The organism is Actinoplanes sp. NPDC049316 (assembly GCF_040677315.1).
Taxonomy (GTDB): domain Bacteria; phylum Actinomycetota; class Actinomycetes; order Mycobacteriales; family Micromonosporaceae; genus Actinoplanes.
The window spans coordinates 329,819-355,463 of the sequence record NZ_JBFAQM010000006.1; the positions used below are offsets into that span (position 1 = coordinate 329,819).

General features: G+C 71.1%; 20 protein-coding genes, 1 tRNA gene and 1 pseudogene. 3 read left to right on the forward strand and 19 right to left on the reverse strand.

The genetic code is table 11. The features are described 5' to 3' along the window. Window positions 1–27: 27 nt before the first annotated feature. The 3 genes from galE to AB0K03_RS12765 are packed head-to-tail and all read left to right on the forward strand — an operon-like array spanning window position 28 to window position 2,392. A complete protein-coding gene (gene galE / locus AB0K03_RS12755; protein WP_364683675.1) occupies window positions 28–1,002 on the forward strand; it encodes a UDP-glucose 4-epimerase GalE in 975 nt (324 codons plus the stop codon). Between the two features lie 13 nt (window positions 1,003–1,015). Next, window positions 1,016–2,158, forward strand: a complete 1,143-nt coding sequence (galK, locus tag AB0K03_RS12760; protein WP_364683677.1) for a galactokinase — start codon at window positions 1,016–1,018, stop codon at window positions 2,156–2,158. Window positions 2,159–2,197: 39 nt separating this feature from the next. Further along, window positions 2,198–2,392 carry a hypothetical protein gene (locus AB0K03_RS12765; RefSeq protein ID WP_364683679.1) on the forward strand — a complete coding sequence of 65 codons (195 nt, stop codon included), beginning with the start codon at window positions 2,198–2,200 and terminating at the stop codon, window positions 2,390–2,392. Here AB0K03_RS12765 and AB0K03_RS12770 read toward each other — a convergent pair. The 19 genes and pseudogenes from AB0K03_RS12770 to AB0K03_RS12860 all read right to left on the reverse strand — a co-directional run bounded on the left by AB0K03_RS12770 (window position 2,389) and on the right by AB0K03_RS12860 (window position 25,508). Next, window positions 2,389–3,300 carry a glycoside hydrolase family 43 protein gene (locus AB0K03_RS12770; protein WP_364683681.1) on the reverse strand — a complete coding sequence of 304 codons (912 nt, stop codon included), beginning with the start codon at window positions 3,298–3,300 and terminating at the stop codon, window positions 2,389–2,391. The two genes, AB0K03_RS12765 and AB0K03_RS12770, sit on opposite strands and share 4 nt — an antisense overlap. Window positions 3,301–3,380: 80 nt before the next feature. Further along, window positions 3,381–5,069, reverse strand: coding sequence for a family 43 glycosylhydrolase (locus tag AB0K03_RS12775; RefSeq protein WP_364683683.1), 1,689 nt, complete (start codon window positions 5,067–5,069; stop codon window positions 3,381–3,383). Window positions 5,070–5,072: 3 nt separating this feature from the next. Then, window positions 5,073–5,900 carry a carbohydrate ABC transporter permease gene (locus AB0K03_RS12780; protein WP_364683685.1) on the reverse strand — a complete coding sequence of 276 codons (828 nt, stop codon included), beginning with the start codon at window positions 5,898–5,900 and terminating at the stop codon, window positions 5,073–5,075. Between the two features lie 4 nt (window positions 5,901–5,904). Continuing rightward, window positions 5,905–6,843, reverse strand: a complete 939-nt coding sequence (locus tag AB0K03_RS12785; protein ID WP_364683687.1) for a sugar ABC transporter permease — start codon at window positions 6,841–6,843, stop codon at window positions 5,905–5,907. A gap of 6 nt (window positions 6,844–6,849) precedes the next feature. Continuing rightward, on the reverse strand, window positions 6,850–8,181 hold the full coding sequence (locus AB0K03_RS12790) for an ABC transporter substrate-binding protein (protein WP_364683689.1): 1,332 nt from the start codon (window positions 8,179–8,181) through the stop codon (window positions 6,850–6,852). After that, window positions 8,178–9,689: an alpha-N-arabinofuranosidase gene (locus AB0K03_RS12795; RefSeq protein WP_364683691.1), complete on the reverse strand. Its 1,512-nt coding sequence runs from the start codon at window positions 9,687–9,689 to the stop codon at window positions 8,178–8,180. Before AB0K03_RS12795 ends, AB0K03_RS12790 begins: the two co-directional genes overlap by 4 nt. Window positions 9,690–9,875: 186 nt before the next feature. After that, complete coding sequence (locus tag AB0K03_RS12800) at window positions 9,876–10,901, reverse strand: LacI family DNA-binding transcriptional regulator (RefSeq protein ID WP_364683693.1); 1,026 nt, start codon at window positions 10,899–10,901, stop codon at window positions 9,876–9,878. 253 nt (window positions 10,902–11,154) lie between these two features. Next, window positions 11,155–12,453: a sulfate adenylyltransferase subunit CysN gene (gene cysN, locus AB0K03_RS12805; protein ID WP_364683695.1), complete on the reverse strand. Its 1,299-nt coding sequence runs from the start codon at window positions 12,451–12,453 to the stop codon at window positions 11,155–11,157. Beyond that, window positions 12,453–13,364 (reverse strand): sulfate adenylyltransferase subunit CysD, encoded by a 912-nt coding sequence (cysD, locus tag AB0K03_RS12810; RefSeq protein ID WP_364683697.1) that lies wholly within the window; start codon window positions 13,362–13,364, stop codon window positions 12,453–12,455. Before cysD ends, cysN begins: the two co-directional genes overlap by 1 nt. A gap of 71 nt (window positions 13,365–13,435) precedes the next feature. Beyond that, window positions 13,436–14,326, reverse strand: a complete 891-nt coding sequence (locus tag AB0K03_RS12815; protein WP_364683699.1) for a 3'(2'),5'-bisphosphate nucleotidase CysQ — start codon at window positions 14,324–14,326, stop codon at window positions 13,436–13,438. A 15-nt stretch (window positions 14,327–14,341) separates the two neighbouring features. After that, the gene (locus tag AB0K03_RS12820; protein ID WP_364683701.1) at window positions 14,342–16,201 is read right to left on the reverse strand and encodes a sugar transferase; all 1,860 of its coding nucleotides are present in this window, start codon (window positions 16,199–16,201) and stop codon (window positions 14,342–14,344) included. A gap of 492 nt (window positions 16,202–16,693) precedes the next feature. Then, window positions 16,694–17,281, reverse strand: a complete 588-nt coding sequence (gene pth, locus AB0K03_RS12825) for an aminoacyl-tRNA hydrolase (protein ID WP_364683703.1) — start codon at window positions 17,279–17,281, stop codon at window positions 16,694–16,696. A gap of 128 nt (window positions 17,282–17,409) precedes the next feature. Further along, a complete protein-coding gene (locus AB0K03_RS12830; protein ID WP_364683705.1) occupies window positions 17,410–18,045 on the reverse strand; it encodes a 50S ribosomal protein L25/general stress protein Ctc in 636 nt (211 codons plus the stop codon). 955 nt (window positions 18,046–19,000) lie between these two features. Continuing rightward, the gene (locus tag AB0K03_RS12835; RefSeq protein ID WP_364683707.1) at window positions 19,001–19,981 is read right to left on the reverse strand and encodes a ribose-phosphate diphosphokinase; all 981 of its coding nucleotides are present in this window, start codon (window positions 19,979–19,981) and stop codon (window positions 19,001–19,003) included. 237 nt (window positions 19,982–20,218) lie between these two features. Continuing rightward, window positions 20,219–21,682: pseudogene (glmU, locus tag AB0K03_RS12840) on the reverse strand (bifunctional UDP-N-acetylglucosamine diphosphorylase/glucosamine-1-phosphate N-acetyltransferase GlmU); the annotation flags it as partial. Window positions 21,683–21,773: 91 nt separating this feature from the next. Then, window positions 21,774–21,845 (reverse strand) — tRNA-Gln (locus tag AB0K03_RS12845). Between the two features lie 48 nt (window positions 21,846–21,893). Further along, window positions 21,894–22,724 (reverse strand): helix-turn-helix domain-containing protein, encoded by an 831-nt coding sequence (locus AB0K03_RS12850; RefSeq protein ID WP_364683708.1) that lies wholly within the window; start codon window positions 22,722–22,724, stop codon window positions 21,894–21,896. 34 nt (window positions 22,725–22,758) lie between these two features. Next, the gene (locus AB0K03_RS12855) at window positions 22,759–23,685 is read right to left on the reverse strand and encodes a PHB depolymerase family esterase (RefSeq protein WP_364683710.1); all 927 of its coding nucleotides are present in this window, start codon (window positions 23,683–23,685) and stop codon (window positions 22,759–22,761) included. Window positions 23,686–23,783: 98 nt separating this feature from the next. Continuing rightward, complete coding sequence (locus tag AB0K03_RS12860; protein ID WP_364683712.1) at window positions 23,784–25,508, reverse strand: hypothetical protein; 1,725 nt, start codon at window positions 25,506–25,508, stop codon at window positions 23,784–23,786. Window positions 25,509–25,645 lie beyond the last annotated feature (137 nt).

Genomic DNA, 25,645 nt, shown 5'->3' on the forward strand with positions numbered 1-25,645 from the left:
GGTTCGTCCGCTACGAAAGGTCGTGTGGTGAAACTTCTGGTCACCGGGGGCGCGGGATACATCGGCAGCGTCACCAGCCGCCTGCTGCTCGACGCCGGTCACGAGGTCGTCGTCCTGGACAACCTCAGCAGCGGCTTCCGGGAAGCGGTCGCCCCGGGCGCGACCTTCGTGCAGGCCGACATCGCAGACGCGGCCTCGGTGCTGACCCCGGACGCGGGCTTCGACGCGGTGCTGCACTTCGCGGGCCTGATCCAGGCCGGCGAGTCGATGCTCAAGCCCGAGCTCTACTGGGACCACAACGTGCGCCGGTCGCTCGCGCTGCTGGAGGCCGTCCGCGCGGCCCGGGTGCCGCGGTTCGTCTTCTCGTCGACGGCCGCCGTCTACGGCAACCCCACCGAGCTGCCGATCACGGAGGAGGCCGCGAAGGCCCCCACCAACACGTACGGCGCCACGAAGCTGAGCTTCGACTACGCGCTGACCTCAGAGGCGTTCGCGCACGGGCTGGCCGCGGTCTCGCTGCGCTACTTCAACGTGGCCGGCGCCCTGATCCGCGAGGACGGCTCCGTCGGCGAGCGGCACGACCCGGAGACCCACCTCATCCCGATCACGTTGCAGGTCGCCGCGGGCAAGCGGGAGAAGCTGCAGCTCTTCGGCGACGACTACCCGACGGCCGACGGCACCTGTGTCCGCGACTACATCCACGTCCAGGACCTGGCCCGGGCCCACCTGCTGGCGATCGACGGCGCGGCCGGCGGCGAGCACAAGATCTACAACCTGGGCAACGGCAACGGGTTCTCGAACCGCGAGGTGGTCGAGGCCGCCCGCGAGGTCACCGGCGCCGAGCTGCCCGTCGAGATCGCGCCGCGGCGCGAGGGCGACCCGGCCACGCTGGTGGCCTCCTCGCAGCGCGCCCGCGACGAGCTCGGCTGGGTGCCCGAGAAGCCGGCGCTGCCGGAGATGATCGGCGATGCCTGGGAGTTCTACCGCACCCACGTCGCGTGATCTGATCATCACCATGACTGTCGCGTCCTCGGCCGCAGCGGCCTTCGAGTCCACCTTCGGCAGCGAGCCCACCGGCCTGTGGGCGGCGCCCGGCCGGGTCAACCTGATCGGCGAGCACACCGATTACAACGACGGCTTCGTGCTGCCGTTCGCACTGCCACAGCAGGTGGTGGCCGCCGCGGCGGTGCAGGAGGAGCCGGGCTGGACCGTCTGCTCCGACTTCGCCCGGGAGCCGGTGACGTTCACGTCGGCGGAGCCGGGCGAGGTCGAGGACTGGGCGGCGTACGTGGCGGGCGTCGTCTGGGCGCTGCGGGAGGCGGGCTTCGAGGTGCCGCCGGCGCGCATCGCGCTCGCCTCCGACGTGCCCGTCGGCGCCGGCGTCTCCTCCTCGGCCGCGCTGGAGTCGGCGGTCCTGACCGCGCTGGCCGACCTGGGCGGCCTGGACCTGCCCGTGGCGCAGCGGCCCGCGCTCGCCCAGCGCGCCGAGAACGTCTACGTGGGCGCGCCGACCGGGATCATGGACCAGTCCGCCTCCATCCGCTGCGAGCAGGGGCGGGCGCTGTTCCTGGACTGCCGCTCGCTGGAGGTCGAGCAGATCCCGTTCGACCTGGCCGCCGAGGGGCTGGCCATCCTGATCATCAACAGCAACGCGCCGCACCGGCACGTCGACGGCGAGTACGGCGCCCGCCGCAAGTCCTGCGAGGAGGCGGCGCGGATCCTCGGCGTCCCGGCGCTGCGCGACGTTCCCACCGATGGGCTGGACGCGGCGCTGGCGAAGCTGGACGACGAGGTGATGCGCCGCCGGGTGCGCCACATCGTCACCGAGAACCAGCGGGTGCTCGACACGGTGGCGCTGCTGCGCTCCGGCCGGATCCGCGAGATCGGGCCGCTGATGACCGCCTCGCACGCCTCCATGCGCGAGGACTTCGAGATCACCGTCGCCGAGGTGGATGTGGCGGTGGAGGCGGCGCTGGCGGCGGGCGCGTACGGGGCCCGGATGACCGGCGGCGGCTTCGGCGGGTGCGTGCTGGCGCTCATCGACGCCGAGCGGGCCGACGCCACCACGGTCGCCGTCGAGCGGGCGTACGCGGTCCGCGGGTTCACCGCGCCGACCACCTGGTCGGCCGTGCCCGGTCCGGGCGCCCGCCGGCTCTGACGGCGCATATCCGCCCGCTTCGCCGGGTAAGCGCAGGGCATGACAGACGCATCGGAAGAGCACCGGCCGAACGAGTACGGCTTCTCCGGCGGCGCCACCGCGCCCGAGCCCGACACCCGGTCCGAGCGCGGCGACGACGTCGACGGCGAGGCCATCGCGGTGCCGGCGGGCGACATCACCGGCGCGATCAGCCACGCGATCGAGGACGCGACCACCGGCGACGACGAGCGCTAACGCGGCACGGGCTGCGGGTCCGCGGTCGGCCCCTGCACCATGGGCCGGCCGCCGGCCCAGTCCACCCGGTCGAGCCAGAGCTGCCGGCCGGGTGCGACGCTGCCGATCGCGTCGGGCGGCCAGGCGTGGTAAAGCAGCCACGTCTCGCCGGCCGGGGTGGTCACGAGGAAACTGTGCCCCGGTCCCGCGGCCGCCGGTGACGTCTTGAGGATCGGGTTCTCGGCCGCCTTGCGGCACGGGCCGAGCGGGCCGTCGCACTCGGCGTAGCCCATCGCGTACACGTCCTTGTCGAACGCGTTGGCCGAGTAGAACAGGTACAGCTTGCCGTCGTGGGCGACCATCTGCGGCGCCTCGATGACGTGGTTCTCCCAGGCCGCGTCGTTGACGAGCAGCCGCACGGTCTTCCCGGTCAGCTTGCGCCCGTCGTCGCTCAGCCGGCTGCCGTACAGGTACGTGGACTGCCCGATCGCGTTGCCGTCGTTCTTCCAGTAGAGGTAGAGGCTTCCCCCGAGGTCGCGGTACGGGCTGGCGTCGATCGAGCCGCCTTCGCCGGCCTGGCAGATCAGCGGTTCCGCGCTGTCGTCGGCGAACGGGCCCTCGGGCGTCTTCGCGTACGCCACCCCGATGCACTGCCGATCGGTCGCGGTGGACCGGGCCGTGTAATAGAGCAGGTAGCCGCCGTCCCCGGCGATGACCTCGGGCGCCCACGTGTTGCCGCGTTCGGCCCACTTGCCGACCTCCGGCAGCGCGTCGCCGGCCGGCGTCCACGTGACCAGGTCGGGCGAGGTCAGGATCGGCACGTTCTGCGTCGCGTTGTTGGTGCCGTAGGCGTACCAGGTGCCGCCCGCCAGGATCGCGCCCGGGTCGGGGAAGTTCTCCTGGAAGACGGGGTTGGTGAAGGTCTTCACGACGGGCTCCGCTCTCGGGGGGTCCTCCTGGCCGCTGCACCCGGCCAGGAGGACCACAGACGCCAGCACTGCACCGATTCTCACCACCGGCTGAACCGCAGGTAGTCGAAGGAGGCCGTGACCGCGGGGCTCGCGCCGCCGTGGGCGACGAGGCCGACCCGCGGCGTGGTGTCCGCGGGCAGCGTCCACACCCCGCCCCAGGTCCAGGTGCGCCCGTCCCGGCTGACCCCGGCGCGGTACTCGTGCTCGCCGTCGAGCGGGTCGACGTGGTGGGCCAGACGCAGCCAGGTGGTGGTCAGGCCCGGGGTGCCGGCGATGGTCCCGCCGTACGAGGTGGCGCCGGCGTACGGGATCTCGTGGCCGAACTCGACCTGGCGGGTGTTCCAGATGGCCACCGCCGAGAGCCGGGCGAACCGGTCGTCCCCGGCGTACGCGATCAGCCCCGCCTGCTGGTAGTTGCGCACGGTGTCCTCGCCCAGCGGCAGCGTCAGCTTCGTCTCGGCGATCCAGCTGCCCGGCGGCGGGGTGCGCAGCAGCACGCCGGCGTTGTTGGACGTGCCGGTCAGGTCGGCGTTCTGCACCGGCCAGCGCAGCTGCCCTTCGGAGATCGTCACCGCGGGGTCCGGCCGCACCCAGCTCCAACCGGGCGCCGACGTGCGGAACTCGTCGGAGTAGGCGGGCAGCGGACGGCCCGGCCGCGGCTCACGGGCCGTCCCGGAGTCGCGCCCGTCGGAGGCCCACGCCCCCGCCCGGACCTGCGGCCAGCCGCCGATCCAGGTCAGCCGGTCGATCAGCATGGGCCGCTCGTTGATGCCGAACGGCTCGTCCAGGTACGGGTCGTTGCGGTCGATCGCGTGGTAGACCAGCCAGTCCTGCCCCCGCGCGTCGGTGACCAGCCCGTTGTGGCCGGTGCCGACCCAGCGGTTACCGTTCGGCGCGATGACCGGGGTGCCGCCGGCCCGGGACACGTTCAGCGACTGCCCGAGCTTGTCCACGAACGGCCCGCGCGGGTCCCGCGATCGTCCCGCCGACACCGAGTAGCCGGTGGTGGGCCCGGCGCAGCAGTTGGCCGACGAGGCGAACAGGTAGTACCAGCCGTTGCGCCGGACCACGTACGCGCCCTCGAACTTGTTGTCGATCGCCACGCGCGTCGCCGTGCCGACGGTCCGTAGCCCGTCCGCGGTCAGCTCGCTCACCCAGATGCCGCCGAAGTAGCTGCCGTAGTAGAGGAACTTGCGGCCGTCCGGGGTGACGAGCTGCGCCGGGTCGAACGTCCACAGCCAGCCGCCGTCGCCGCTGGGCCGGGGTGCGACGACCGGAGTGTCCACGAAGGTCCACGGGCCGGTCGGGCTGGGCGCGGTGGCGGCGCCGATCGCCGAGGTGCCGGGCGCGACGGTGGTCTCGGTGACGGTCACGTACATGACCCAGTGGTTGCCGACCTTGCGCACGTCCGGCGCCCAGAACGCGGTGTTCTCGGCGGCGAACGCGGGACGCTGGCCGGCCGCGAACGCGTCACCCACGTACGTCCAGCGCTTGAGGTCCTTCGAGCGCGCGGTCGGGATCCGGTGCGCGACCTTCTCGCCCTCGCGCAGCGGGTCGGTGGTGCCGTACGCGTACCAGAAACCGTCGTCGCCGCGGACGACCATCGGGTCGGCGAACGTGTCCGCGAAGCTCGCGGACACCGGGTTGTGCTGTGCCGAGCCGGCCCGCGCGGCGGCCGGGGTGAGAAGGATGAGCGCTGCCGCAACCGCGGCCGTGAGCCGTCGCATGGGTCAGCCTTTCAGTCCGGACCGGGAGACGCCCTCGATGATGTAGCGCTGCGCGGCCACGAACAGGATCAGCACCGGGATGCTGGCGACGGCCGCGCCGGCCATGATCACCGGATAGTTGATCGTGTACGCGCCCTGCAGGATGGCCAGGCCCGGCGGCAGCGTGAAGTTCCCCGGGCTGAACAGCACGTAGACCGGCCAGATGAAGTCGTTCCAGTTGGTCAGGAACGCGATCACCGCGAGCGTGGCCAGGGCCGGCTTGGACAGCGGCAGGATCACCTTGGTGAAGATCTGCCAGGAGTTGGCGCCCTCGAGCACGGCCGCCTCCTCCAGCTCGCGCGGCAGCGACTGGAAGAACTGGCGCAGGAAGAACACGCCGAACGCGCTGGCCGCCCCGGGGATGATCAGCGCCCACAGGCTGTCCAGCCAGCCCAGCCGGTCCACCATGAGGAAGTTCGGGATGATCAGCACGAACGACGGGACGAACATCGTGGCGATGATCAGCGCGAAGATGACCTTCTTGCCGCGGAACTCCATGCGGGCCAGCGCGTACGCGGCCATCGACGCCACCGCGAGCACGAGCAGCGCCTGACCGGTCGCCGCGAGCAGGCTGTTGAGGAACCAGCGCAGCACCGGCGTCTGCGACCCGCCGTTGAAGATCGTTTCGTACGCGCTGGTCGTCGGGTCCTGCGGCACCAGCGTCGGCGGCACCCGGGTCGCCTCGTCCGGGGTCTTGAACGAGGTGACGAGCATCCACACGACCGGCGCGATGAAGATCAGGCTGAGCCCGCTCAGCATCGTGTACCAGGCGATCCCTCTGACTCGGCCCATGCCCTCAGTCCTTCGTCCGGAAGAGACGGAACGTGACCATGCTGATCAGCAGCAGGGCCAGCGTGAGCAGGTAGCTCATCGCGGCGGCGCTGCCCATCCGGTAGCCGCGCAGGCCCTCGTCGGCGATGTACATGATCGCCGTACGGGTCTCCACGCCCGGCGCGCCCTGGGTGATCAGGTACGCCTGGCCGAACATGTTGCTCGACGCCAGGATCGTGTTGATCACGACGAACAGCAGCACCGGCCGCAGCCCGGGCAGCGTGACGTGGCGGAACTCCGCCCAGCGGCCGGCGCCGTCCACCTTGGCCGCGTCGTACAGCTCGCGCGGGATGTCCTGCAGCCCGGCGATGTAGATGACCGCGTTGAAGCCCAGCGTCCACCACACCGTGACACCGACCAGGGACACCCACGCCCACGGCAGGCCGGTCGTCCACGCGGTGGAGTCGGGCAGGCCGGCCGCGCCGAGCAGCGAGTTCACCGCGCCGAGGTTCGGGTCCAGCAGGAAGCGCCACAGCACGCCGATGACCGCGACGCCCAGCACGTACGGCGCGAAGTACACCGCGCGGAACACCGTACGGCCCTTGAACGAGCGGTTGAGGATCAGCGCGATGCCGAGCGGGACGACCACCAGCAGCGGCACGCTGAACACCGTGAAGATGCCGGTGGCCTGCATGCTCTGCCAGAAGAAGTCGAACACCGGCGAGGTGCTGCTGAACAACGCCTGGTAGTTGTCCAGCCCCACGAACGGCTTGCCGGGCAGCAGGTAGTCCCAGTCGTGCAGGCTGATCCACAGCCCGTACGCCGCCGGCGCCAGCGTGAACGTGACGAACAGCAGCGCGTACGGCGTCAGGAACAGGTACGGGGTCAGGCCGGGCCCCCGCCTCGGCGCCGCCGCCACGGGCGCCGAGGTTGCGGTGGTGGCCTCTTCCAGCACGTCCACCATGGCTGATCAGCTGCCGTACTTCTTGCGGTTCTGCTCCAGGATCTGGCTCGCCTTGGCCGCGGCGTCGGCGAGCGCCTTGCCGGGCTCCTTGCGCAGCAGGATCGCCTCGTTGATGGCGGTGTCGATGGTGGCCATCGCGTCCGGGATGCCCGGCACCGAGGGCGGGAAGTGCAGGTTGTCGATCTGCGAGCCGATCGCCGCCTGCTCCGCGAGGCCCTTGAACTCGGCGCCCTCGCGGATCTCCTTGCGGGCCGGCACCTGGCCGCCCTTGGCCCACTCGATCGAGTTCTTGCTGATGAAGTTGATGAAGACCTTGCCGGCCTGCAGCTTGTTCGCATCCGGCGTGCGCTGCTTGAACTGCACGAAGTTGTGCGACCCGGCCCAGGCGGCCGGCTGCGTGCCGATCGTCGGCAGCGCGCTGACGCCCCAGGTCAGGCCCTTGACGCCCTTGAGCGTGTTGATCGTCCAGATGCCGTTCCAGTTGAACGCGGCCTTGCCGTTCTGCAGGGCGATGAGGTCGGCGTCCTGGGCGACGTTCTTCGGGCTGTAGCCGTTCTTCACCAGGTCGGTGAGCCAGGTCAGCGCCTGCACGCCGGGCGCCTCGGCGAACAGCGGCTTGGTGGCCTGCTCGTCGAACAGCTGCCCGCCGAACTGCCAGGTCAGCGACTCGAACTGCATGGTGCCGGTGAACGGGAACGGCGTCGCCCAGTGCCCCTGCACGCCCTTGCTCTTGAGCGCGTCGAGGGCCTTCATGTAGTCGTCCTTGGTCTTCGGCGGGTTGTCCGGGTCGAGACCGGCCTTCTCCAGCACCGCCTTGTTGTAGAACATGCCCAGCGGGTGCACGTCGAGCGGGATCGCGTACCGCTTGTTGTTGTAGACCCCGGCCCGCCACACCGGCGGGGAGAAGTCCTCCTCCTTCAGCTGCAGCGAGGCCGCCACGTCGTCGAGCGGCAGGACGACACCGCGCGCGGCGTTCGTGGCGACCTGCTCGACGTGCATGATGCCCAGGTCCGGGCCGTTGCCCGTGGACACCGCGGCGGGGACCTTCTGGTAGTAGTCGGCCCACTCGTACACGTTCATCGTGACCTTGATGTTGGGGTTCTCGCTGTTGAAGCGGTCCACCAGGGCCTTCATCACCGGGCCGTCGCCGCCGGTGAAGCCGTTCCAGAAGGTCAGGGCCACGTTCGGCCCGGTGTAGTTCGTCGCCGCCGGCTGAGCGTTCCGGCCGCCGCCGACGACCGGGTTGGGGCCGTCGTCGCCGCAGGCGCCGAGCAGGACGGCGCCGCCGGCGCCGACGCCGAGCCCGAGCAGGCCGCGGCGGGTCAGGTGTGGTTTCACGGTTTCTCCTCGGAGGTGAAGCGGAGCGCGTGCCAGGAGACGGGAGGCAGGAGGACGGTCGCTCGCCCGCCGTCGAGGGCGGGCATTTCTTCGGTACGGGCACGGACGCGATCAGGCGCAGCAGCGGTGTTCACGATGGACGGGTCGGTCTCGGCGAGCGCGATGTGCTCGCCGGCCCGCAGCCCGGGGAACGCGCGCAGGTCGAGCTCGAGCGGGACGGCCTCGGTGCCCCGGTTCACGGCGAAGATCGTCAGCTCGCCGCTCGCCTCGTCGCGCGTGGCGACGGCGTCGACCGCGGGCACGTCCCCGAAGCGTCCGGTGGCCATCGTCGGGCCGGTCAGGGCGGCCCGCAGCACGGTCCCGCGGGCCAGCCGCGCGGTGTGCGCGAACGGGTGGAAGATCGTCTGCCGCCAGGCGGGGCCGCCGGCCCGGGTCCGGATCGGGGCGATGATGTTGACCAGCTGCGCCTGGCAGCCGATCTTCAGCCGGTCGGCGTGCCGCAGCATGCTGATCAGCAGATTGCCGACCACCATCGCGTCGGTGACCGTGTAGTCGTCCTCGATCAGCGCCGGCAGGTCCTCGATGCCGCGGTCCTCCGGCTCGGTGAACTGCGACTGGTACCAGACGTTCCACTCGTCCAGCGCCAGGTTGATGCGCTTGCCGCGGCGCAGCTTGGCGCGTACGTGGTCGGCGGTGGCGATGATGTCGTCGACGAACCCGTCCAGGTCCACCGCGGAGGCCCGGAAACTCGACTCGTCGTGCTTCGCCGGGTCGTAGTAGGTGTGCAGGGACAGATAGTCGACCTGGTCGTACGCCTCTTCCAGCACCGTGGCCTCCCACGCCGCGAAGGTGGGCATGTCGGCGTTGGAGCTGCCGCAGGCGACCAGCTCGATCGACGGGTCGACGCGGCGCATGGCGTGCCCGGCGCGCGCGGCGAGGCGGCCGTACTCGCGGGCGGTGAGGTTGCCGATCTGCCAGGGCCCGTCCATCTCGTTGCCCAGGCACCACAGCCGGATGTCGTGCGGCTGCGCGACGCCGTGCTTGCGGCGCAGGTCGGCGGCGGCGGTCCCGTCGGAGAGGTTGCAGTACTCGACCAGCTCGGCGGCCTCGGGCACTCCCCGCGTACCCAGGTTGACCGCCATCATCGGCGCCACCTGCGCCTGCCCGGCCCAGCGCATGAACTCGTTGAGGCCGAACGCGTTGCTCTCCAGCGACCGCCAGGCGAGGTCCAGCCGGCGCGGCCGGTCGCCCACCGGACCGACCCCGTCCTCCCAGCGGTAGTTCGACACGAAGTTCCCGCCGGGGTAGCGCACCAGGCTGACGCCCAGCTCCCGGACCAGCTCCAGGACGTCGGTCCGCAGCCCGTCGGCGTCGGCGGCGGGATGGCCCGGCTCGAAGATGCCGGTATAGACGCAGCGGCCCATGTGCTCCACGAAGGAACCGAACAGCCGGGGGTCCACCTCACCCACGGCGAAGGCCGGGTCAAGCGTCAGTCTCGCGGTGATCACGTATCACTCCCGTCGCACCGGTGTGTGCCGTCTCACAGGTTTTACAACGTTGGAACCATCGTTGTAAAGATCTCGATACGGCGGCGTTACCTCGCGGACCCGCAGGTGGGGACGGTTTCTGCCCGGGTGTCCGGGTTGCGCCCAGCCGTTTTCCCGAATGCCGCTGCTACCCGTCGGCCGGTTTGCTCAGCGCCCCAGCGTGCTCTCGCGCGCCTTCAACTCGTAGGACACCCGCAGCTCCCGCGGCGGCGTCCCGGAATCGTCGCCCTCGGGCTTCGCCTCGCCAAGCCGCTCCGCGAGCAGGTCCACGGCCAGCCGGGCGATCTCCGCGGTGTCCGGTGCGATGGTGGTCAGCGTGGGCGTGCTGAACCGCCCGTCCTCGATGTCGTCGAACCCGGCGATCGCCACATCCCCCGGCACGCTCAGCCCGCGCTCCAGCAACGTCCGCAGCGCGCCCAGCGCCAGCACGTCGTTGAAGCAGAACACCGCGTCGGGCGGCTCGGGCCCGTCCAGCAGCGCCGCCATCGCGGCCGCGCCGTCGACCCGGTGGAAGCTCTCCACCTCGGCGATCAGCCGCGGATCCTCCGGGAGCCCCGCCTCGGCCAGCGCCGCCCGGTAGCCGGCGAGCCGCTGATGCGCGGTGACCGCGGACGGCCTGCTCTGTGCCCCGATCGCCGCGATCCGCCGCCGCCCCAGTCCCGCCAGGTGCCGGGTCGCCTCCATGGCCGCGGCGGTGCTGTCGATGGCCACGTGGTCGGCCGGCCCGTGCCAGATCCGCTCGCCCAGCAGCACCATCGGCGTGTCCCCGGTGGTGGACAGCTCCTCACCCGCCAGCGCCAGCGGGCTGAAGATCAGACCGTCGATGGCGTGCCGGCGCAGGCCCGCCACCAGGTTGCGTTCCCGGTCGGCGTGCCCGTCGGTCTGATCGATGAGCACCGTCCAGGACCGCCGCTCCGCGGCCTGCACGATCAGCCCGGCCAGCTCGGCGAAGTACGGCGACTGCAGCTCGGGCACGGCCAGCGCGATCACCCCGGACCGCCCGCTGCGCAGCTGCCGCGCGGCGACGTTCGGGATGTACCCCAGGGCGTCGATGGCCTGCTGCACCCGGGCCCGCGTCTCGGGCGAGACGTGCACATACCCGTTGACCACGTTCGACACGGTCTTGATGGACACGCCGGCACGCGCGGCCACGTCCTTCAAGCCCGGCGGCACCGGCCTCGCCCCCTCGTTCAGCCACCGGCCCGCACCCGCGGGACCGTCCGGGCCTACCGTAGCCCGCCCATGGTCACCCTCGCGTCGTCGTCCCGCCGCCGCCGTCCCACGAAACGATCCGGCACGCCACATCGCCCGGACCGCCTGGGCCGGAACCCGACAGCATGCGGGGCCCGCCCGGCGCACCGGACGAGCCCCGCCTGGTCGTTCACACCCGGCCGCGGCAGCGCCGCTCAGCCGGCGCGGATCCCGCTCAGCCGGCCTCGATGATCATGCCGGCGCCGACCGTGCGGTTGGTCGTCTCGTCGATGAGGATGAAGCCGCCGGTGGTGCGGTTGCGGCGGTACTCGTCGGCGAGCAGCGGCACCGTGGTGCGCAGCTTGACCCGGCCGATCTCGTTGAGCCCGAGCTGCGGGGCGTCCTCGTCGCGGTGCAGGGTGTTCACGTCGAGCTTGTACTGCAGGCCGCGGACGACCGTGCGGGCCGTACGCGTGGTGTGCTTGATCGCGTACTTGCCGCCGACGCGCAGCGGGGCCGTCTCGTCCATCCAGCAGATCATCGCCTCGATGTCCTGGGCGACCGCCGGCGCGTTGTGCGGCCGGCAGATCATGTCGCCGCGCGAGATGTCGATCTCGTCGGTCAGCCGGACCGTCACCGACATGGGCGGAAACGCCTCGCCGACCGGGCCGTCCGCGGTGTCGATCGCCGCGATCTTGCTGGTCATGCCGGAGGGCAGCACCATCACGTCGTCGCCGGGCTTGAGCACGCCCGAGGCGACCTGGCCGGCGTACCCGCGGTAGTCGGTGACCGTGGTGGACTGGGGGCGGATGACGTACTGCACCGGGAAGCGCACGTCGACCAGGTTGCGGTCCGAGGCGATGTGCACGTGCTCGAGGTGGTGCAGCAGCGACGGGCCCTCGTACCAGGGGCTCTTCTCGGAGCGGGAGGCGATGTTGTCGCCCTCCAGCGCGGAGATCGGGATGATCGTCAGGTCGGTGATGTCCAGCTTCGCGGCGAACGAGGTGAACTCGTCGGCGATCCGGTCGTAGACGTCCTTGTCCCAGCCGACGAGGTCCATCTTGTTGACGCAGAGCACGAGGTGCGGCACCCGCAGCAGCGACGTGAGGAACGCGTGCCGGCGGGACTGCTCCACCAGACCCTTGCGGGCGTCGACCAGGATCAGCGCCAGGTCGGCGGTGGAGGCGCCGGTGACCATGTTGCGCGTGTACTGGATGTGCCCGGGGGTGTCCGCGATGATGAACTTGCGCCGCGGCGTGGCGAAGTAGCGGTACGCCACGTCGATCGTGATGCCCTGCTCCCGCTCGGCGCGCAGGCCGTCGGTGAGCAGCGCCAGGTTGGTGTACTCGTCGCCGCGCGCGGCGCTGACCGCCTCGACCGCCTCGAGCTGGTCGGAGAAGAGCGACTTGGTGTCGTACAGCAGCCGGCCGATCAGGGTCGACTTGCCGTCGTCGACGCTGCCCGCGGTGGCGAACCGCAGCAGGTCCATGTTCCGGGCAGCCGCTGCCTCGGTCTCCAGCACTGCCTGACTCATCAGAAGTAACCCTCTCGCTTGCGGTCTTCCATCGCCGCCTCGCTGACCTTGTCGTCGCCGCGCGTCGCGCCCCGCTCGGTGATGCGGGTGGCCGCCACCTCGTCGATGACCTTCTCGACGGTGTCGGCGTCGGAGAGCACGGCGGCGGTCTGCGACGCGTCGCCGACGGTGCGGTAGCGCACCCGGCGCGTCTCGACCGCCTCGCCGTCGCGGGGCACGATGAACTCGTTGACCGCGTAGAACATCCCGTCGCGTTCGACGACCTCGCGGTCGTGCGCGTAGTAGATGCTCGGCAGGGCGATCTCTTCCTTGGCGATGTAGTGCCACACGTCCAGCTCGGTCCAGTTGGAGAGCGGGAAGACGCGGATGGACTCGCCCGGGTGGTGCCGGCCGTTGTACAGCGACCACAGCTCGGGGCGCTGGTTCTTCGGGTCCCACTGGCCGAACTCGTCGCGGAAGCTGAACATCCGCTCCTTCGCCCGGGCCTTCTCCTCGTCGCGGCGCGCGCCGCCGAAGAGGGCGTCGAAGCGGTACTTCTCCACCGCGGCGAGCAGCACCGGGGTCTGGATGCGGTTGCGGGTGCCGTCGGGCAGCTCGCGGACCAGGCCGGAGTCGATCGCCTCCTGCACGCTGGCGACGACCAGGTTGAGGCCGAGCTCCGTGACGCGGGCGTCGCGGTACTCCAGCACCTCGGGGAAGTTGTGCCCGGTGTCGACGTGCATGACCGGGAACGGGATGCGGGCCGGCGCGAACGCCTTCTCGGCCAGCCGCAGCATCACGATGGAGTCCTTGCCGCCGGAGAACAGCAGGACGGGCCGTTCGAACTCGGCCATGACCTCACGCATCACGAAGATGCTTTCGGCCTCGAGCGCGTCGAGATGCGATACGCGATAGGGCTTCGCCTGGCTCACAGGATCGGCAGACCTTTCGGTGTTGGCTCTCGCCCGCGGTCGACGTCCGTAGCGGGAGCGGATGCAGAGGGTCAGGTTAGCGGGAGGTGACGCTGCAACGCTGCAAGCAACCGAGGAGCGAGATCCTTGCGACACACCACGAGGTCGGGCAGTTTCGGATCGGCCCGGTTGTATTCCAACTCACTTCCATCGATTCGGGAAGCGTGCAGTCCAGTGGCCGACGCCACAGCGACGGGCGCGGCGCTGTCCCACTCGTACTGGCCGCCCGCGTGCACGTACGCGTCGGCCTCGCCGTTGATCACGGCGGCGATCTTCACCCCGGCCGATCCCATCGGCACCAGCTCGGCGCCGAGGTCCTCGGCGAGCGCGGTGACGAAGGCCGGCGGCCGGGTGCGGCTGGCCGCGATCCGGATCGGCCCGCCGGTGGCGGCCGTCAGGGGAAGCGGGGGGTACGCCGGAGCCTTGTCGGTCGCGAGGGTCCGGTGCCGGGCCGGCATCGCGACCGCCCCGGCGGCGAGACAGCTCGGGCTGGAGCAGTCGGCGGTCCAGAGCGCCACGTGCACGGCCCAGTCCGTACGGCCCTCCTCGGAGAACTCGCGGGTGCCGTCGAGCGGGTCGACGATCCAGACCCGGGAAGCGCCCAGGCGGTCGGGCCGGATCGAGGAGGGCTCCCCGTCCTGCCACGCGACCCGCGACTGGTCGTCCTCCTCCGACAGCACGGCATCCGCGGGGCGCCACCGGGCGAGCTCCGTACGCAGGACGTCATGGGCGGCCTTGTCCCCCGCCGCCTTGAGCGCCTTGCCGTCGGCGTACCCCATGTCCTCGCGGACCTGGAGCAGCACCTGGCCGGCGCGGTCCGCCAGCCAGCGCGCGAAGGCGGAGTCGTTGACCGGCGGCGTCCCGCCGGTCTCGGGCTCACGCTGTCCCGCTATGCGCGCCGACGTCCCTGTCTGCTCGCTCATCGTTCTCCCTTGGATTCAGTACGCGCCCGAGGACCGGAGCACCGCGGTCATGGTCCGCAAAAGGATCATCAGATCCAAGCTCAGCGACCAGTTCTCCACATAGCGCAGGTCCAGCCTGACCGCTTCCTCCCACGGCAGGTCCGAGCGTCCGGAAACCTGCCAGAGGCCGGTCATGCCCGGTTTGACCGCCAGCCTGCGCCGCACGTCGTCGGCGTAGGCGGCGACCTCCGACGGCAGCGGCGGTCGCGGGCCGACCAGCGACATCTGCCCCAGCAGGACGTTGAGCAGCTGCGGGAGCTCGTCCAGCGAGAGCCGCCGCAGCCACCGGCCGACCGGGGTGACGCGCGGGTCGTCGCGGATTTTGAAGAGCACACCGTCGTGCTCGTTGAGGTGCCGGAGCTCGGCGAGCCGGGCCTCGGCGTCGACGTACATGCTGCGGAACTTGAAGATGCGGAACTCGGACCCGTCACGCCCGACCCGCACCTGCCGAAAGAGTACCGGCCCGCGGGAAGTCAACCGGACGCAGAGTGCGACGGTCAACAGCACCGGACCGAACACGACCAGCAGGATCAGGGCGCCGAGCCGGTCGAAGAGATCTTTGACGACGCGCGCGCCGCCGTGCAGCCGCGGATGCTCGACGTGCAGCATCGGCAGCCCGTCGAAGGGCCGGATCGTGGTCCGCGCCCCGGCGACGTCGATGAGCGCGCTCGCCACGATCAGGTCGACCTCGTCGCGTTCCAGCCGCCACGCCAGCCGGCGCAGCGCGACACCGTCGAGCTCGGGGCAGCTCAGCACCACGACGGTGTCCGCGTCGGCGGTGTCCACGGCGTTGGCCACGTCGTCGAAGGTGCCGTACACGGGCAAGTCGATGACGCCGTCGTGGTCCGGCGGCAGGCAGGCGCCGACCACCTCGAGGCCGTGGTACCGCTCACGGCGCAGCTGCCGGGTGATCCCGATGACGGACAGCTCGTGCCCCACGACCAGGACCCGGCGCAGGCTCTCCCCGCGCGCCCGCTCGATGTGCAGCCGCTTACGCATCGCGAACCGCAGAACCACGGCGGTGCCGATCGCCGTCGGCAGCGCCGCCAGGACGTAGGAGCGCGCAAGATCAAGTTCCAGCGCGTACGAGACGACGGCCGCGCTCGCGATCAGCCCGATCCCGCCGCGCAGCACCCGCTGGTACTCGTCGGTGCCCACGAACAGGAACCGGCGCTCGTACGCCCGGCTCACCACCAGCACCGCGAGCAACGCCACCGGCAGCAACGCCGACAACAGCAGATACCACCGGTTGTACGTCGTCACCTCGTCACCGAAGCGCAGCCCGAACGTCACCGCGCCCGCGGCCACCCCCGCCGTCAGGTCACCGGCCACCAGCATGCGGACGTACCGGCGCTCCCAGCGCTGCCGTCGCGACATCGCCGCGTGCTTGCCGCGTACCCGGACGAAGGGCCGCGTCGCGGACCGGGCCGCGGCCGACCGGTTGGGCCGCGCCGACCAGAGCCGGTCCATCGCCTGGTTGCGGGCCCGCTCGCTCGCGACCCGGCCGCCCTCGCCCGCCAGGGGCGGGGCGTTGTCCCGGCCGTCACCCGCGAACGGCGCCGCATTGTCGTCGCGGTCGGCGGCATCCTCGTCGCCGGCGGGCCGCGCCGGCGACGGGATCTTGCTGTTGCGCCCGCGATCCCGGTACGGCGACGGCCGATGCGGACGCGGACCGTGGTTGCCGGGCGGATGGTTCGCCGGACCGTGATTCTCCGGCGGATCGGTACGGACGGACTCCGCCCGGGCCTCCGCCCCGCCCTGCCGCTGAATGGTCGGCAGGGTCACCGTCGGTTCGTCCAGTGTCGCCTCATGGCTCCCGGACAGGTCCTGTGTCACCCGAACCTCCCCCGCGCCGTCGATTCACGCGCGCCGGCATGGCGCGCTACGAGTCACGCGCACTGATGCGGCGCGCCCCGTGAGCGCGTCGTAGTGCGACGTGCCCCGTGAGCGCGTCGCGTCCCGGCGCCCTGCCGGAGCGCGCCCTGCTGCGGCGCGGTCCGTGAGCGCGTCGGGTGTCGGCGCGTTCCTGAGCGCGTCGCGTGTCGGCGCGTTCCGGACGGCGTCTGGATCGGCGCGGTCCGTGAGCGCGTCGGGTGTCGGCGCGTTCCAGGGCACGTCGGGATCGGCGCGTTCCAGGGCACGCCGGGTGTCGGCGCGGTCCATGAGCGCGTCGCGTTCCGGCGCGTTCCCGTGAGCGCGTCCCATTTGGGGCGCGCTACGTGACCAACGGACCAACGGTCGGCGGCGTCACGGGACCGATAGACGGACAAAACGGTCCAAACGATCTATACGTTCCCGGGACAGCGCATTGGTTCGCGTGGTATCGCCCTAATTCCCGTGGTACTTGTTCTGCGCCCATTCGACACCCTCGAGCACGACGGCCTCCACCACATCCGCAGCCCGATCGACGAGAAACTCCAGCTCCTTGCGTTCCCCGGCGGAGAAGTCCGACAGCACGAAGTCCGCCGGATCCTGCCGGCCCGGCGGCCGCCCGATACCGAACCGGACCCGCGCGTACTCCTTGGTGCCCAACGACTTCGACATCGAGCGCAGCCCGTTGTGACCGCCCTCACCACCGCCGCGCTTCACCCGCACCTGCCCGTACGGCACATCCAGCTCGTCGTGCACCGCCACCACGTTCTCCACCGGCACCTTGAAGAACTGCGCCAGCGCCGACACCGGGGCGCCCGACAGGTTCATGTACGTCAGCGGCTTCACCAGGATCAGCTTCGGACCGCCGAACCCCAGCCGGCCCTCCCCTACCTCGGCCACCGCCCGCTTGTGCCGCCCGAACTTCGCGCCGATCCGGGACGCCAGCAACTCGGCCACCATGAAACCCACGTTGTGCCGGTTCGCCGCGTACTCCCGGCCGGGGTTGCCCAGGCCCACCACCAGCCACGGCGCGTCCTCGCTCATGACCGAGTCACCATGTCATGCCCTCCAGGCCTTGCTTCGCTGCGATGCGATCGGTCATGACCGTCCACGACAAAAACAGGGAAAGTGCCGGGCGGCACTTTCCCTGTCGGGTGCTTGTTCCGGCTGCGTCAGCCGGCGGCTTCCTCGGACGCCTCGGCGCCCTCGCCGGCCTCGGCCTCGGCGGCCTCGCCGGTGTCACCCTCCATCTGCGCGGCCGTCTGCGCCTGCGAGACCATCGCGATGAGGTAATCCGGCTCCACGGCCAGCTCGGTGCCGGCCGGCAGGGTCACGTCGGCGGCGGTGACCTGCGCGCCGGCCTCCAGACCCTCGATCGAGACCTCCAGGGCGGCCGGCACGTGCAGCGCCTCGGCGGTCACCGAGAGCGTGGTGCTCTCGCTCACCACGAGCGTGTTCTTGGCGGCCTCACCGGTCAGCGTCACTGGGACGTCGACCTGGACCTTCTCGCCGCGCTTCACGATGATCAGGTCCACGTGCTCGTACGTGTCCTTGATCGGGTCGCGCTGGATCGCCTTCGGCAGGGCCAGCGTGGCGCCCGACCCACCGGCGATGTCGATCGTGAAGACCTGGTTGAGGCCACCGTGGCGGATAGCGGCGGCGAACTCGCGGGCCGGCAGCGCGATGTGCTGCGGCTTCTCACCGTGGCCGTACAGCACGGCGGGCACCAGGCCGGCCCGGCGCGTGCGACGGGCACCACCCTTGCCGAACTCGGTACGGGGCTCGGCGCTGATCTTTACCTCGGACACGGGGAAACTCCTGAAACTCTGAATCGGGCTGCGTCTAAGTCGGCGGGCTGCGGGCGAAGCATCGGCGGGGGCCGAAGGTGGTGCTCAGTGCTCGGCAAGGGGCGCACTGGGCACAGGCCCGGAGCACCGCGTCGATCACGGTGCCTCGAGCGGACTGCGCAAACCTGCAGCAGACCGCGGGGCACCCTCGCCGTGGCAACCGCACCAGCTTACCTGCTCGCGCCACGCTCGAACCGGCGGGTCCCGGCAGCTCACTCTCCCTGCGAAAAGTTCACCCGGCGGATGCACCTTGCGCCTCACAGAACCCACCGGACCGCCGCTAAACGGTCACAGCAGGATAGCCCGGAGGGCGGTGGGCCAGGCCGGCCTTGGAAGCGAAGCGGTCGGTTGAGCGGCTCGGCCAGCCGCAGGGCATCTACCGGGTACCGCCGATACGCCCGCGGCGAGCGGACGGCCGCAGCAGGCGCGCGCCGAACGGGCAGCGCAGCGGCCCGGCGGAAGCGGGCCGGCAGCGGCCAGCGGGAAGCGGGCCGGCAGCGGCCAGCGGGAAGCGGGCCGGCAGCGGCCAGCGGGCGCAGTAGCGGCGGGCGGCCAGCGGGCTCCGCAGCGGCCCGGCGGAAGCGGGCAGCGCAGCGGCCCAGCGGGCTCCGCAGCGGTGGGCGGCAGCGGCCAGGGTGGGGCGGCACAGCGGCGCAGCGGCGGGCGGCAGCAGCCAGCGGGCGCAGTAGCGGCGGGCGGCAGCGGCCGGCAGGCGGACGAACCGGGCCCACCGCTGCGGCGCCCGGCCGGCGATAGCGGCCAGCGGACGGCCGAACCAGACCCGCCGCAGCCGCGAGCGGCGGGCGACAGCGGACAGCCGAACCAGACCCGTTGCAGCCGCGAGCGCCGGCGCCGGCGGGTGGGAGCGGCTACCGGACTGCTGCGTCGGCGCTGACTGGGTTGCCCGCGGGCGGGGTCAGCTCAGGCCGCCGAACAGGGTGGTCACCGAGCCGTCGTCGAAGACCTCGCGGATCGCCCGGGCCAGTAGCGGCGCGATCGAGAGCACCGTGATCTTGTCCAGGCGCTTCTCCGGCGGCAGCGGGAGCGTGTTCGTCACCACGAGCTCGGAGATGCGGCTGTTCTTCAGCTTCTCCGTCGCCGGGTCCGAGAGCAGCGCGTGCGTGGAGGCGACCACGACGTCGGCGGCGCCGGAGTCGAAGAGGATGTCGGCGGCCTTCGTGATCGTGCCGCCCGTGTCGATCATGTCGTCGACCAGCAGGCAGACCCGGCCCTCGACCTCACCGACCACGCGGTTGGCGACGACCTGGTTGGGCTTCATCGGGTCGCGGGTCTTGTGGATGAACGCCAGCGGGCAGCCGCCCAGCCGGTCCGTCCAGCGCTCGGCCACCCGTACGCGGCCGGAGTCGGGCGCCACGACCGTCATCGGGCGGCCCTCGAACTTGCGCTGCACGTGCTCGGCGAGGATGTCCATCGCGAACAGGTGGTCCACCGGGCCGTCGAAGAAGCCCTGGATCTGCGCGGTGTGCAGGTCGACGGTCAGGATCCGGTTGGCGCCCGCCGTCTTCAGCAGGTCGGCGATCAGGCGCGCCGAGATCGGCTCGCGGCCGCGGTGCTTCTTGTCCTGCCGGGAGTACGGGTAGAACGGCAGCACCACGGTGATCCGCTTCGCCGACCCACGCTTCAACGCGTCGATCATGATGAGCGTCTCCATGACCCACCGGTTCACGCCCTCGGTCACCGACTGCACCACGAACGCGTCGGAGCCTCGTACGGAATCCTTGAAGCGGACGAAGATCTCGCCGTTGGCGAACTCGTAGGAGTCCGACGGTGTCGGGGCGACGCCGAGCACCTGGCCGATCTCCTCCGCCAGCTCCGGGAAGCCGCGCCCGGAGAAAAGCATCAGACTCTTACGGTTCTCGGCGACGATGCTGCCCATGGGCCCGTCCGCTCCCGTGCGATCGAGGGGTTGTCACCTGAAGTATTACCTGCCCGCGGCCGGACACCACGTGCCGGATCCGGGTCGTGGGATGCCTCACCCCAGCTTGCGCCGCCGACGACCGACTGTCCGCTGACCCGGGGAGCTGGACCACGGTCGCGAACTCCGGCAACCGTGGTCCGACAGCCCGGCGTCGTGAAGGCCGACGACCGCGCGCACGCTGACGGGGTGTCGCTACTCGGTCGCTTCCGGCTCGGCGGTCACGGCGCCGCCCTGCGCGGCCTGGGCCGCCTCCGCGGCCTCCGCCGACACCGTTCCCGGGCGCTTGCGGGCCGTCCACCCGTCGATGTTGCGCTGCTGCGCCCGGGTCACCCCCAGGCTGCCCGCCGGCACATCCTTGCCCACCGCGCTGCCCGCCGCCACGTACGCGCCCGGGCCGATCTCCACCGGGGCGATCAGCACGGTGTCGCTGCCCACGAACGCGGCCTCACCCACCGTCGTGTGGTGCTTGTTCACGCCGTCGTAGTTGGCGAAGATCGTGCCCGCCCCGATGTTCGACTTGGGACCGATCGTGGCGTCACCCACATACGAGAGGTGCGGCACCTTGGCGCCCGCGCCCAGCTCCGCGTTCTTGGTCTCGACGAAGCCACCGACCTTCGCCTTGCGACCCAGCCGCGTGCCCGGTCGCAGGTACGAATACGGGCCCACCGTCGCGTCCGGGCCGATCTGCGCGCCGACGGACTGCGTACGCAAGACCGTCGCGCCCTCCGCGACCACCGTGTCGATCAGCGTCGTGTCCGGGCCGATCACCGCGCCCGTGGCCACCGTGGTGGAACCCTGCAGCTGGGAATTCTGGTCCACGACCGCGTCCGGCTCGAGCGTCACGGTGACGTCGATCCACGTCGTCGCCGGGTCCAGGATCGAGACACCGGCCCGCATCCACGCCGTGTTCACCCGATCGCGCAGCAGCACCCGCAGCCGCGCCAGCTCCGCCCGGTCGTTGCAGCCCAGCGTCTCCTGCGCGTCCGCCGCCACGTGCACACCCACCGGGTGCCCGACCGACGCGAGGATGCCGAAGACGTCGGTCAGATACTCCTCGCCCTGGTCGTTGTCCGTGGACAGCTTCCCGAGCGCCTCCCGCAGCAGCGTGGCGTCGAACACGTAGATGCCCGCGTTGATCTCCCGGATCGCCCGCACCTCGGCCGAGGCGTCCCGCTCCTCGACGATGCGCTCGAGGTTGCCGTCGGCGTCGCGCACGATGCGGCCCAGCCCGGTCGGGTCCGCCACCTCGGCGGCCAGCACGGTGGCACCCTTGCGAGCCGACTCATGCGCGGCGACCAGCGCCTCCACGGTCTCCGGGCGCAGCAGCGGCACGTCGGCGTTCAGCACCACGACGGTGCCGGCCGCCTCCGGGATCGCGTCGAGGGCGATGCGTACGGCGTGCCCGGTGCCGTTCTGCTCGGCCTGCAGCACCGGCGTGGCGCCGGGCGCGATCTCGGCGAGGTGGGCGCGCACCTGGTCGGCCTTGTGCCCGACGACCACGACCGTGCGGGACGCCTGCGCGGCGTCGGCGGCGTGCAGGACGTGACCGAGAAGGGTGCGGCCGAGCAGCGGGTGGAGCATCTTGGGTGTCGCGGACTTCATCCGCTTGCCCTCGCCGGCGGCGAGAACGACAACGGTGCGGCTCGGGGCCTGGCTCACGCGGGACTCCATTGTTCGCAGTGTGGCGGTGCAGAAACGCGGCGACACTTCAACCGCACGGCCCCGGCATGGGGACCGAACCACAGCATTGCTCGGCTGCCAGGACTCGAACCTGGAATAGAGGGACCAAAACCCACTGTGTTGCCAATTACACCACAGCCGACCGGTTCGGTCGCAGCACCCAACGCCTGCCGACCGACCGCCGAGACTACTATCTCAGGCCCGCCATAGCGCCCATCATTCCCTCCACCCGCCAGTACAACTCTCGGGACTTCGGCACCGAGACGGCCAGGCAGCCGCGGTAATCCGGGCCAGTGTTCAGCCGCTTGGTGGCCGGGACGTGACGCTTGATCGTCGGCCGTCGGAACAGCTCCCGCGGCAGCTCCAGCTCGCGTGCCCACCAGTCGGCGGCCGCCTCCGCGTCGGCCGTCTCGTGGATGTGCACGCGATAGTGCACCGACTCCTTGTCCCGCCCGCAGACGGCCAGGAACCGCAGGAATAGTGCCAGCAGTCCTAGGTCGCTGTTGATGAAAGTCAGTCGATCGAGGCGCCGCCACGGCTTGGACTTCGCACCCTCACACCAGTAGATCGCCGCACCGAGCAGCAGGAAGTCTCGGTCTGACAGATCACCGACAACAGCGGCGGCCCCCTCGTGCACCTCGGCACGGCGCCGGTCCCGCTCGGCACGCTTGTCGTTCCAGCGTCCGGCCGCCATCAGCGCTGCGTGCTCCTGTTTGCGGCGCGCTCGCTCGCTGTCGGCGTCGAGCGGTATGTGCTTCACCCAGGCGTACGCGGTCGACTTCGCCACGCCGAGCTTCGCGGCGAGGTCGTTGACGGACCACCCGTCCGCACGGAGCTCGACAGCGCGCGCACGGAGGTCGTCCTTGGCGTTGGGACGCCGGGTCCACCCGGGTGGCTCGATGCCACGCAGCCAGTCGGTGAGCGTGGCGCTGCCGACGCCGAAGTGCTTCATCAGTTGGGAAAGCGACAGACCCGGGTCCACACGGAGCCGCCGGGCCTCCTCACGCCGAGCATCATCCATGATAGGTACATTACTGCGGACCTACAGATCGATGTCAATGCTTGGGGTGGGCGTTGAGGAACTGCCAGATCGTGGGGGTCGCGTCGATCGCCGTGGAGGGCGGGTCGAGGTGGAAGATGCGCTGCGCGATGGGGGTCGGCCGAGAGCCCGGCCACTGGTGGCCCGCGCCCGCGACCGTGATCAGTTCGACCGCGCGGCCGTCCGGGCAGGTGGCGGTGGAGGTGGTGACGGCGCCGGACTTCGTCGTGGCCGGGGGTGCGCAGTTGTCGGTTTTGCGCCAGGTGTCGATGAGGGCCGGGACCGCGGGGCCGTCGATCTTCACGGGGAGGCGGCCGGTGCCGTCGTTGCTGCGGCGGCCGGGGCCTCCGGCGTACGGGATGGTGGGGTCCTTGTCGCCGTGGATGTGGATGATCGACAGCGGGTCGGGGTCGGGGCACTTGTTGATCATTGTGCCGGCGACGGGGGCGATCGCGGCGAAGATGTCGGTGTCGCAGGCGAGGCGGTAGGCGAGCATCGCGCCGTTGGAGATGCCCGTGGCGTAGGTGCGTTTCTTGTCGGCGGGGAGCGCGGCCACCAGGTGGGTGATGAAGGTGACGTCGTCGACGTTGTCGCGGGCGGCTATTCCGCAGCAGTCGGGGCTGACGTTCCAGGTGCGGTGCACCCCGTCGGGGTACGCGACCAGGAACCCGCCCTTGTCGGCTTCGGCGTCCCAGCCGTACGCCTCCTCGGCCTGGCGTCCGGTGCCGACGGCGCCGTGGAGGACGACGACCAGGGGTGCGCCGGCGCGGGCGGTGGCGGGCCGGTAGAGCAGGTAGGTGCGTTGCCGGCCGTCGACGGTGATCGTGCCGCTGGATTTGCCGACGGGGGGTTCGGGGATCTGGGGCTGCGGTGACGACTGCCGGGTGCAGCCGGCGAGGGCGAGGGCGAGGATCGCCACGGACAGGGCGGCCAGTCGCTTCATGTCGTCACCGTTCTCCGTCGATGTTCGAGGAACGTACGGGCGCGGTCAGAAGTGCGGCTGGGCGGGCCCGAGGGCCCGCCCAGCACGTCGGGGATCGATCAGCGCTTGGTCATCTCGAGGAGCTCCCAGCCGCCTTCGGGGCGCCTGTCGCGCTTGTCGGTGCGCAGGTTCATCGGGTTGGCCATGCCCAGGTAGAGGCCGCCCTTGCCGTTGGGGATCATGTTGCGGATCCCGTAGTTCAGGTAGTTGCCGAGGCCGCGGGTGTTGACGGCCTGGGCCGGCGAGTTCGAGTCGGGGAACATGTAGAGGTCGCCGCCGAACTTGGCCGGGCTGATCAGCGGGGTGTGCCAGTTGTCCGGGTCGGCGAGGGCCTTCTTGGCGCGCTTGTTGACCGGGGCCTGCGGGGCGGCGCCGGCGAGCAGGTCCTTGACCAGGTAGCTCCAGTCCATGGTGCCGACGAAGAGCTTGTTGTCGACGACGGTCATGCGCCACGTGTAGTTGTTGAAGAGGTAGCCGAAGCCGGACTTGCCGTACAGGGGCGTGAAGTTGGTGCTCTTGTCCGACCAGGTGGCGGTTGCCGGGTCCCAGGCGGGCAGGGTCTTCTCGCCGTACAGGAGCTCGATCTTCTGGGTCGGCAGGCCCAGGTCCTTGCCGCGCCAGATGCTGATGGCGCGCTGGGTCTTGACGGACTGGTCCTTGGCCTGCTGGTCGGTGGTGGGCGGGTAGACGGTGGCGTGCACGGTGCTGCTCTTCATCGGCACGTGCATGGTGCCCCAGTAGACGTAGCCGTCGAACGCGGCGATGCCGCCGCCGCCGTAGGTGGCCGAGACGACGCGGTCGGGCTCGTACTGGCGGGCGTTCCAGACCTGCTTCCAGCCGTTCTTGTCCTCGTCGTTGAGGCCGGGCAGGCCGTCGGCGAGCTTGGGGCTGATCCAGAGGCCGGCGAGCATGGCCTGGCTGGTGGGCTGTTCGGCGGGCCAGCTGGTGGCGGCGATGCGTCCGTCGTAGACGGTGAGGTCGGCGGCCTGCACGGGCAGGGCGGCGACGGTGGTGAAGTCGAACGGCCGGGTGGTGTCGCCGGTCCAGCGCCACACGGCGCCGCCGGCGGAGCCGTTGCGGCCGATGCCGACGCCGAGGTAGAGGGCGTCGTCGGCGACGAGGAACGTCCGGATGTTGCCGTAGTCCGGGAAGTTGATCGAGCCGAGGTACTGCTGGGTGGTGGCGTCGAACGCGAACATGTTCAGGGTGTTCTCGAGCGCGGGGCCGCCGAGGAGGACGACGTTGCCCATGTGGCCGGCGGCGCGCAGGCCCACGGTGTGGGCGAGGCGGGTGGCGTCCTCGGGGCTCTTGGCGCGGATCTCGGCGCTCTTGTTGACGGAGCGCCGGGTGGCGATGTCGTACGTCCACACCTCGGGCGCGCGCATGTCGCCGAGGTAGTCGGGGATGGCTTCGTCGTTCTTGGACGCCTGGCTCTCGCCGTACTCGCAGGTCCAGTTGTCGTTGGCGGTGGGCTTGACGTAGTCGAGGGTCGCGCCGCTGACGAGGCAGTGCACGTTGGCGCCGGTGCCGTACCAGAGGGTCTGGTCGACCTGGGTGAGGCCCCAGACGTATGCCTGGTTGACCTTGGGTTTGCCGGTGGCGCAGGGCGGCCCGGCGGGGTAGGGCTGGCCGACGCCGTTGAAGCACTCGTCGGGCTTGGCCTTGGCGAGCAGGTCGAACTTGTACGCGGGCTTGCTGGGGGCGGCAGCCGCCGGTGACACGGCGGCGCCGGCGGCGACCAGCGCCACCGCCCCTATGGCGAGAAGCCTTCTTGTATTGATCAACGTGACTCTCCTTCGCAAACGCGGGAAGCGCCCGCCGCGAGGGGTTCGCGGGGGCGCGCGGGGCGGGGGTGGGCGGGCGGCGGGGTGGGATGCGCCGCCCGCCCACGCGTGGGGGGTTTAGGGGTGGGGACCCTGAG

Bases quoted from the DNA above. Each gene is read 5' to 3' on its own strand.
- AB0K03_RS12855 (WP_364683710.1), bottom strand. From the start codon at position 23,685: ATGAAGCGACTGGCCGCCCTGTCCGTGGCGATCCTCGCCCTCGCCCTC.
- AB0K03_RS12780 (WP_364683685.1), bottom strand. From the start codon at position 5,900: ATGGGCCGAGTCAGAGGGATCGCCTGGTACACGATGCTGAGCGGGCTC.
- AB0K03_RS12835 (WP_364683707.1), bottom strand. From the start codon at position 19,981: ATGGGCAGCATCGTCGCCGAGAACCGTAAGAGTCTGATGCTTTTCTCC.
- pth (WP_364683703.1), bottom strand. From the start codon at position 17,281: ATGAGCGAGGACGCGCCGTGGCTGGTGGTGGGCCTGGGCAACCCCGGC.
- AB0K03_RS12765 (WP_364683679.1), top strand. From the start codon at position 2,198: ATGACAGACGCATCGGAAGAGCACCGGCCGAACGAGTACGGCTTCTCC.
- AB0K03_RS12815 (WP_364683699.1), bottom strand. From the start codon at position 14,326: ATGAGCGAGCAGACAGGGACGTCGGCGCGCATAGCGGGACAGCGTGAG.
- AB0K03_RS12785 (WP_364683687.1), bottom strand. From the start codon at position 6,843: ATGGTGGACGTGCTGGAAGAGGCCACCACCGCAACCTCGGCGCCCGTG.
- cysN (WP_364683695.1), bottom strand. From the start codon at position 12,453: ATGAGTCAGGCAGTGCTGGAGACCGAGGCAGCGGCTGCCCGGAACATG.
- AB0K03_RS12775 (WP_364683683.1), bottom strand. From the start codon at position 5,069: ATGCGACGGCTCACGGCCGCGGTTGCGGCAGCGCTCATCCTTCTCACC.
- AB0K03_RS12850 (WP_364683708.1), bottom strand. From the start codon at position 22,724: ATGGATGATGCTCGGCGTGAGGAGGCCCGGCGGCTCCGTGTGGACCCG.
- galK (WP_364683677.1), top strand. From the start codon at position 1,016: ATGACTGTCGCGTCCTCGGCCGCAGCGGCCTTCGAGTCCACCTTCGGC.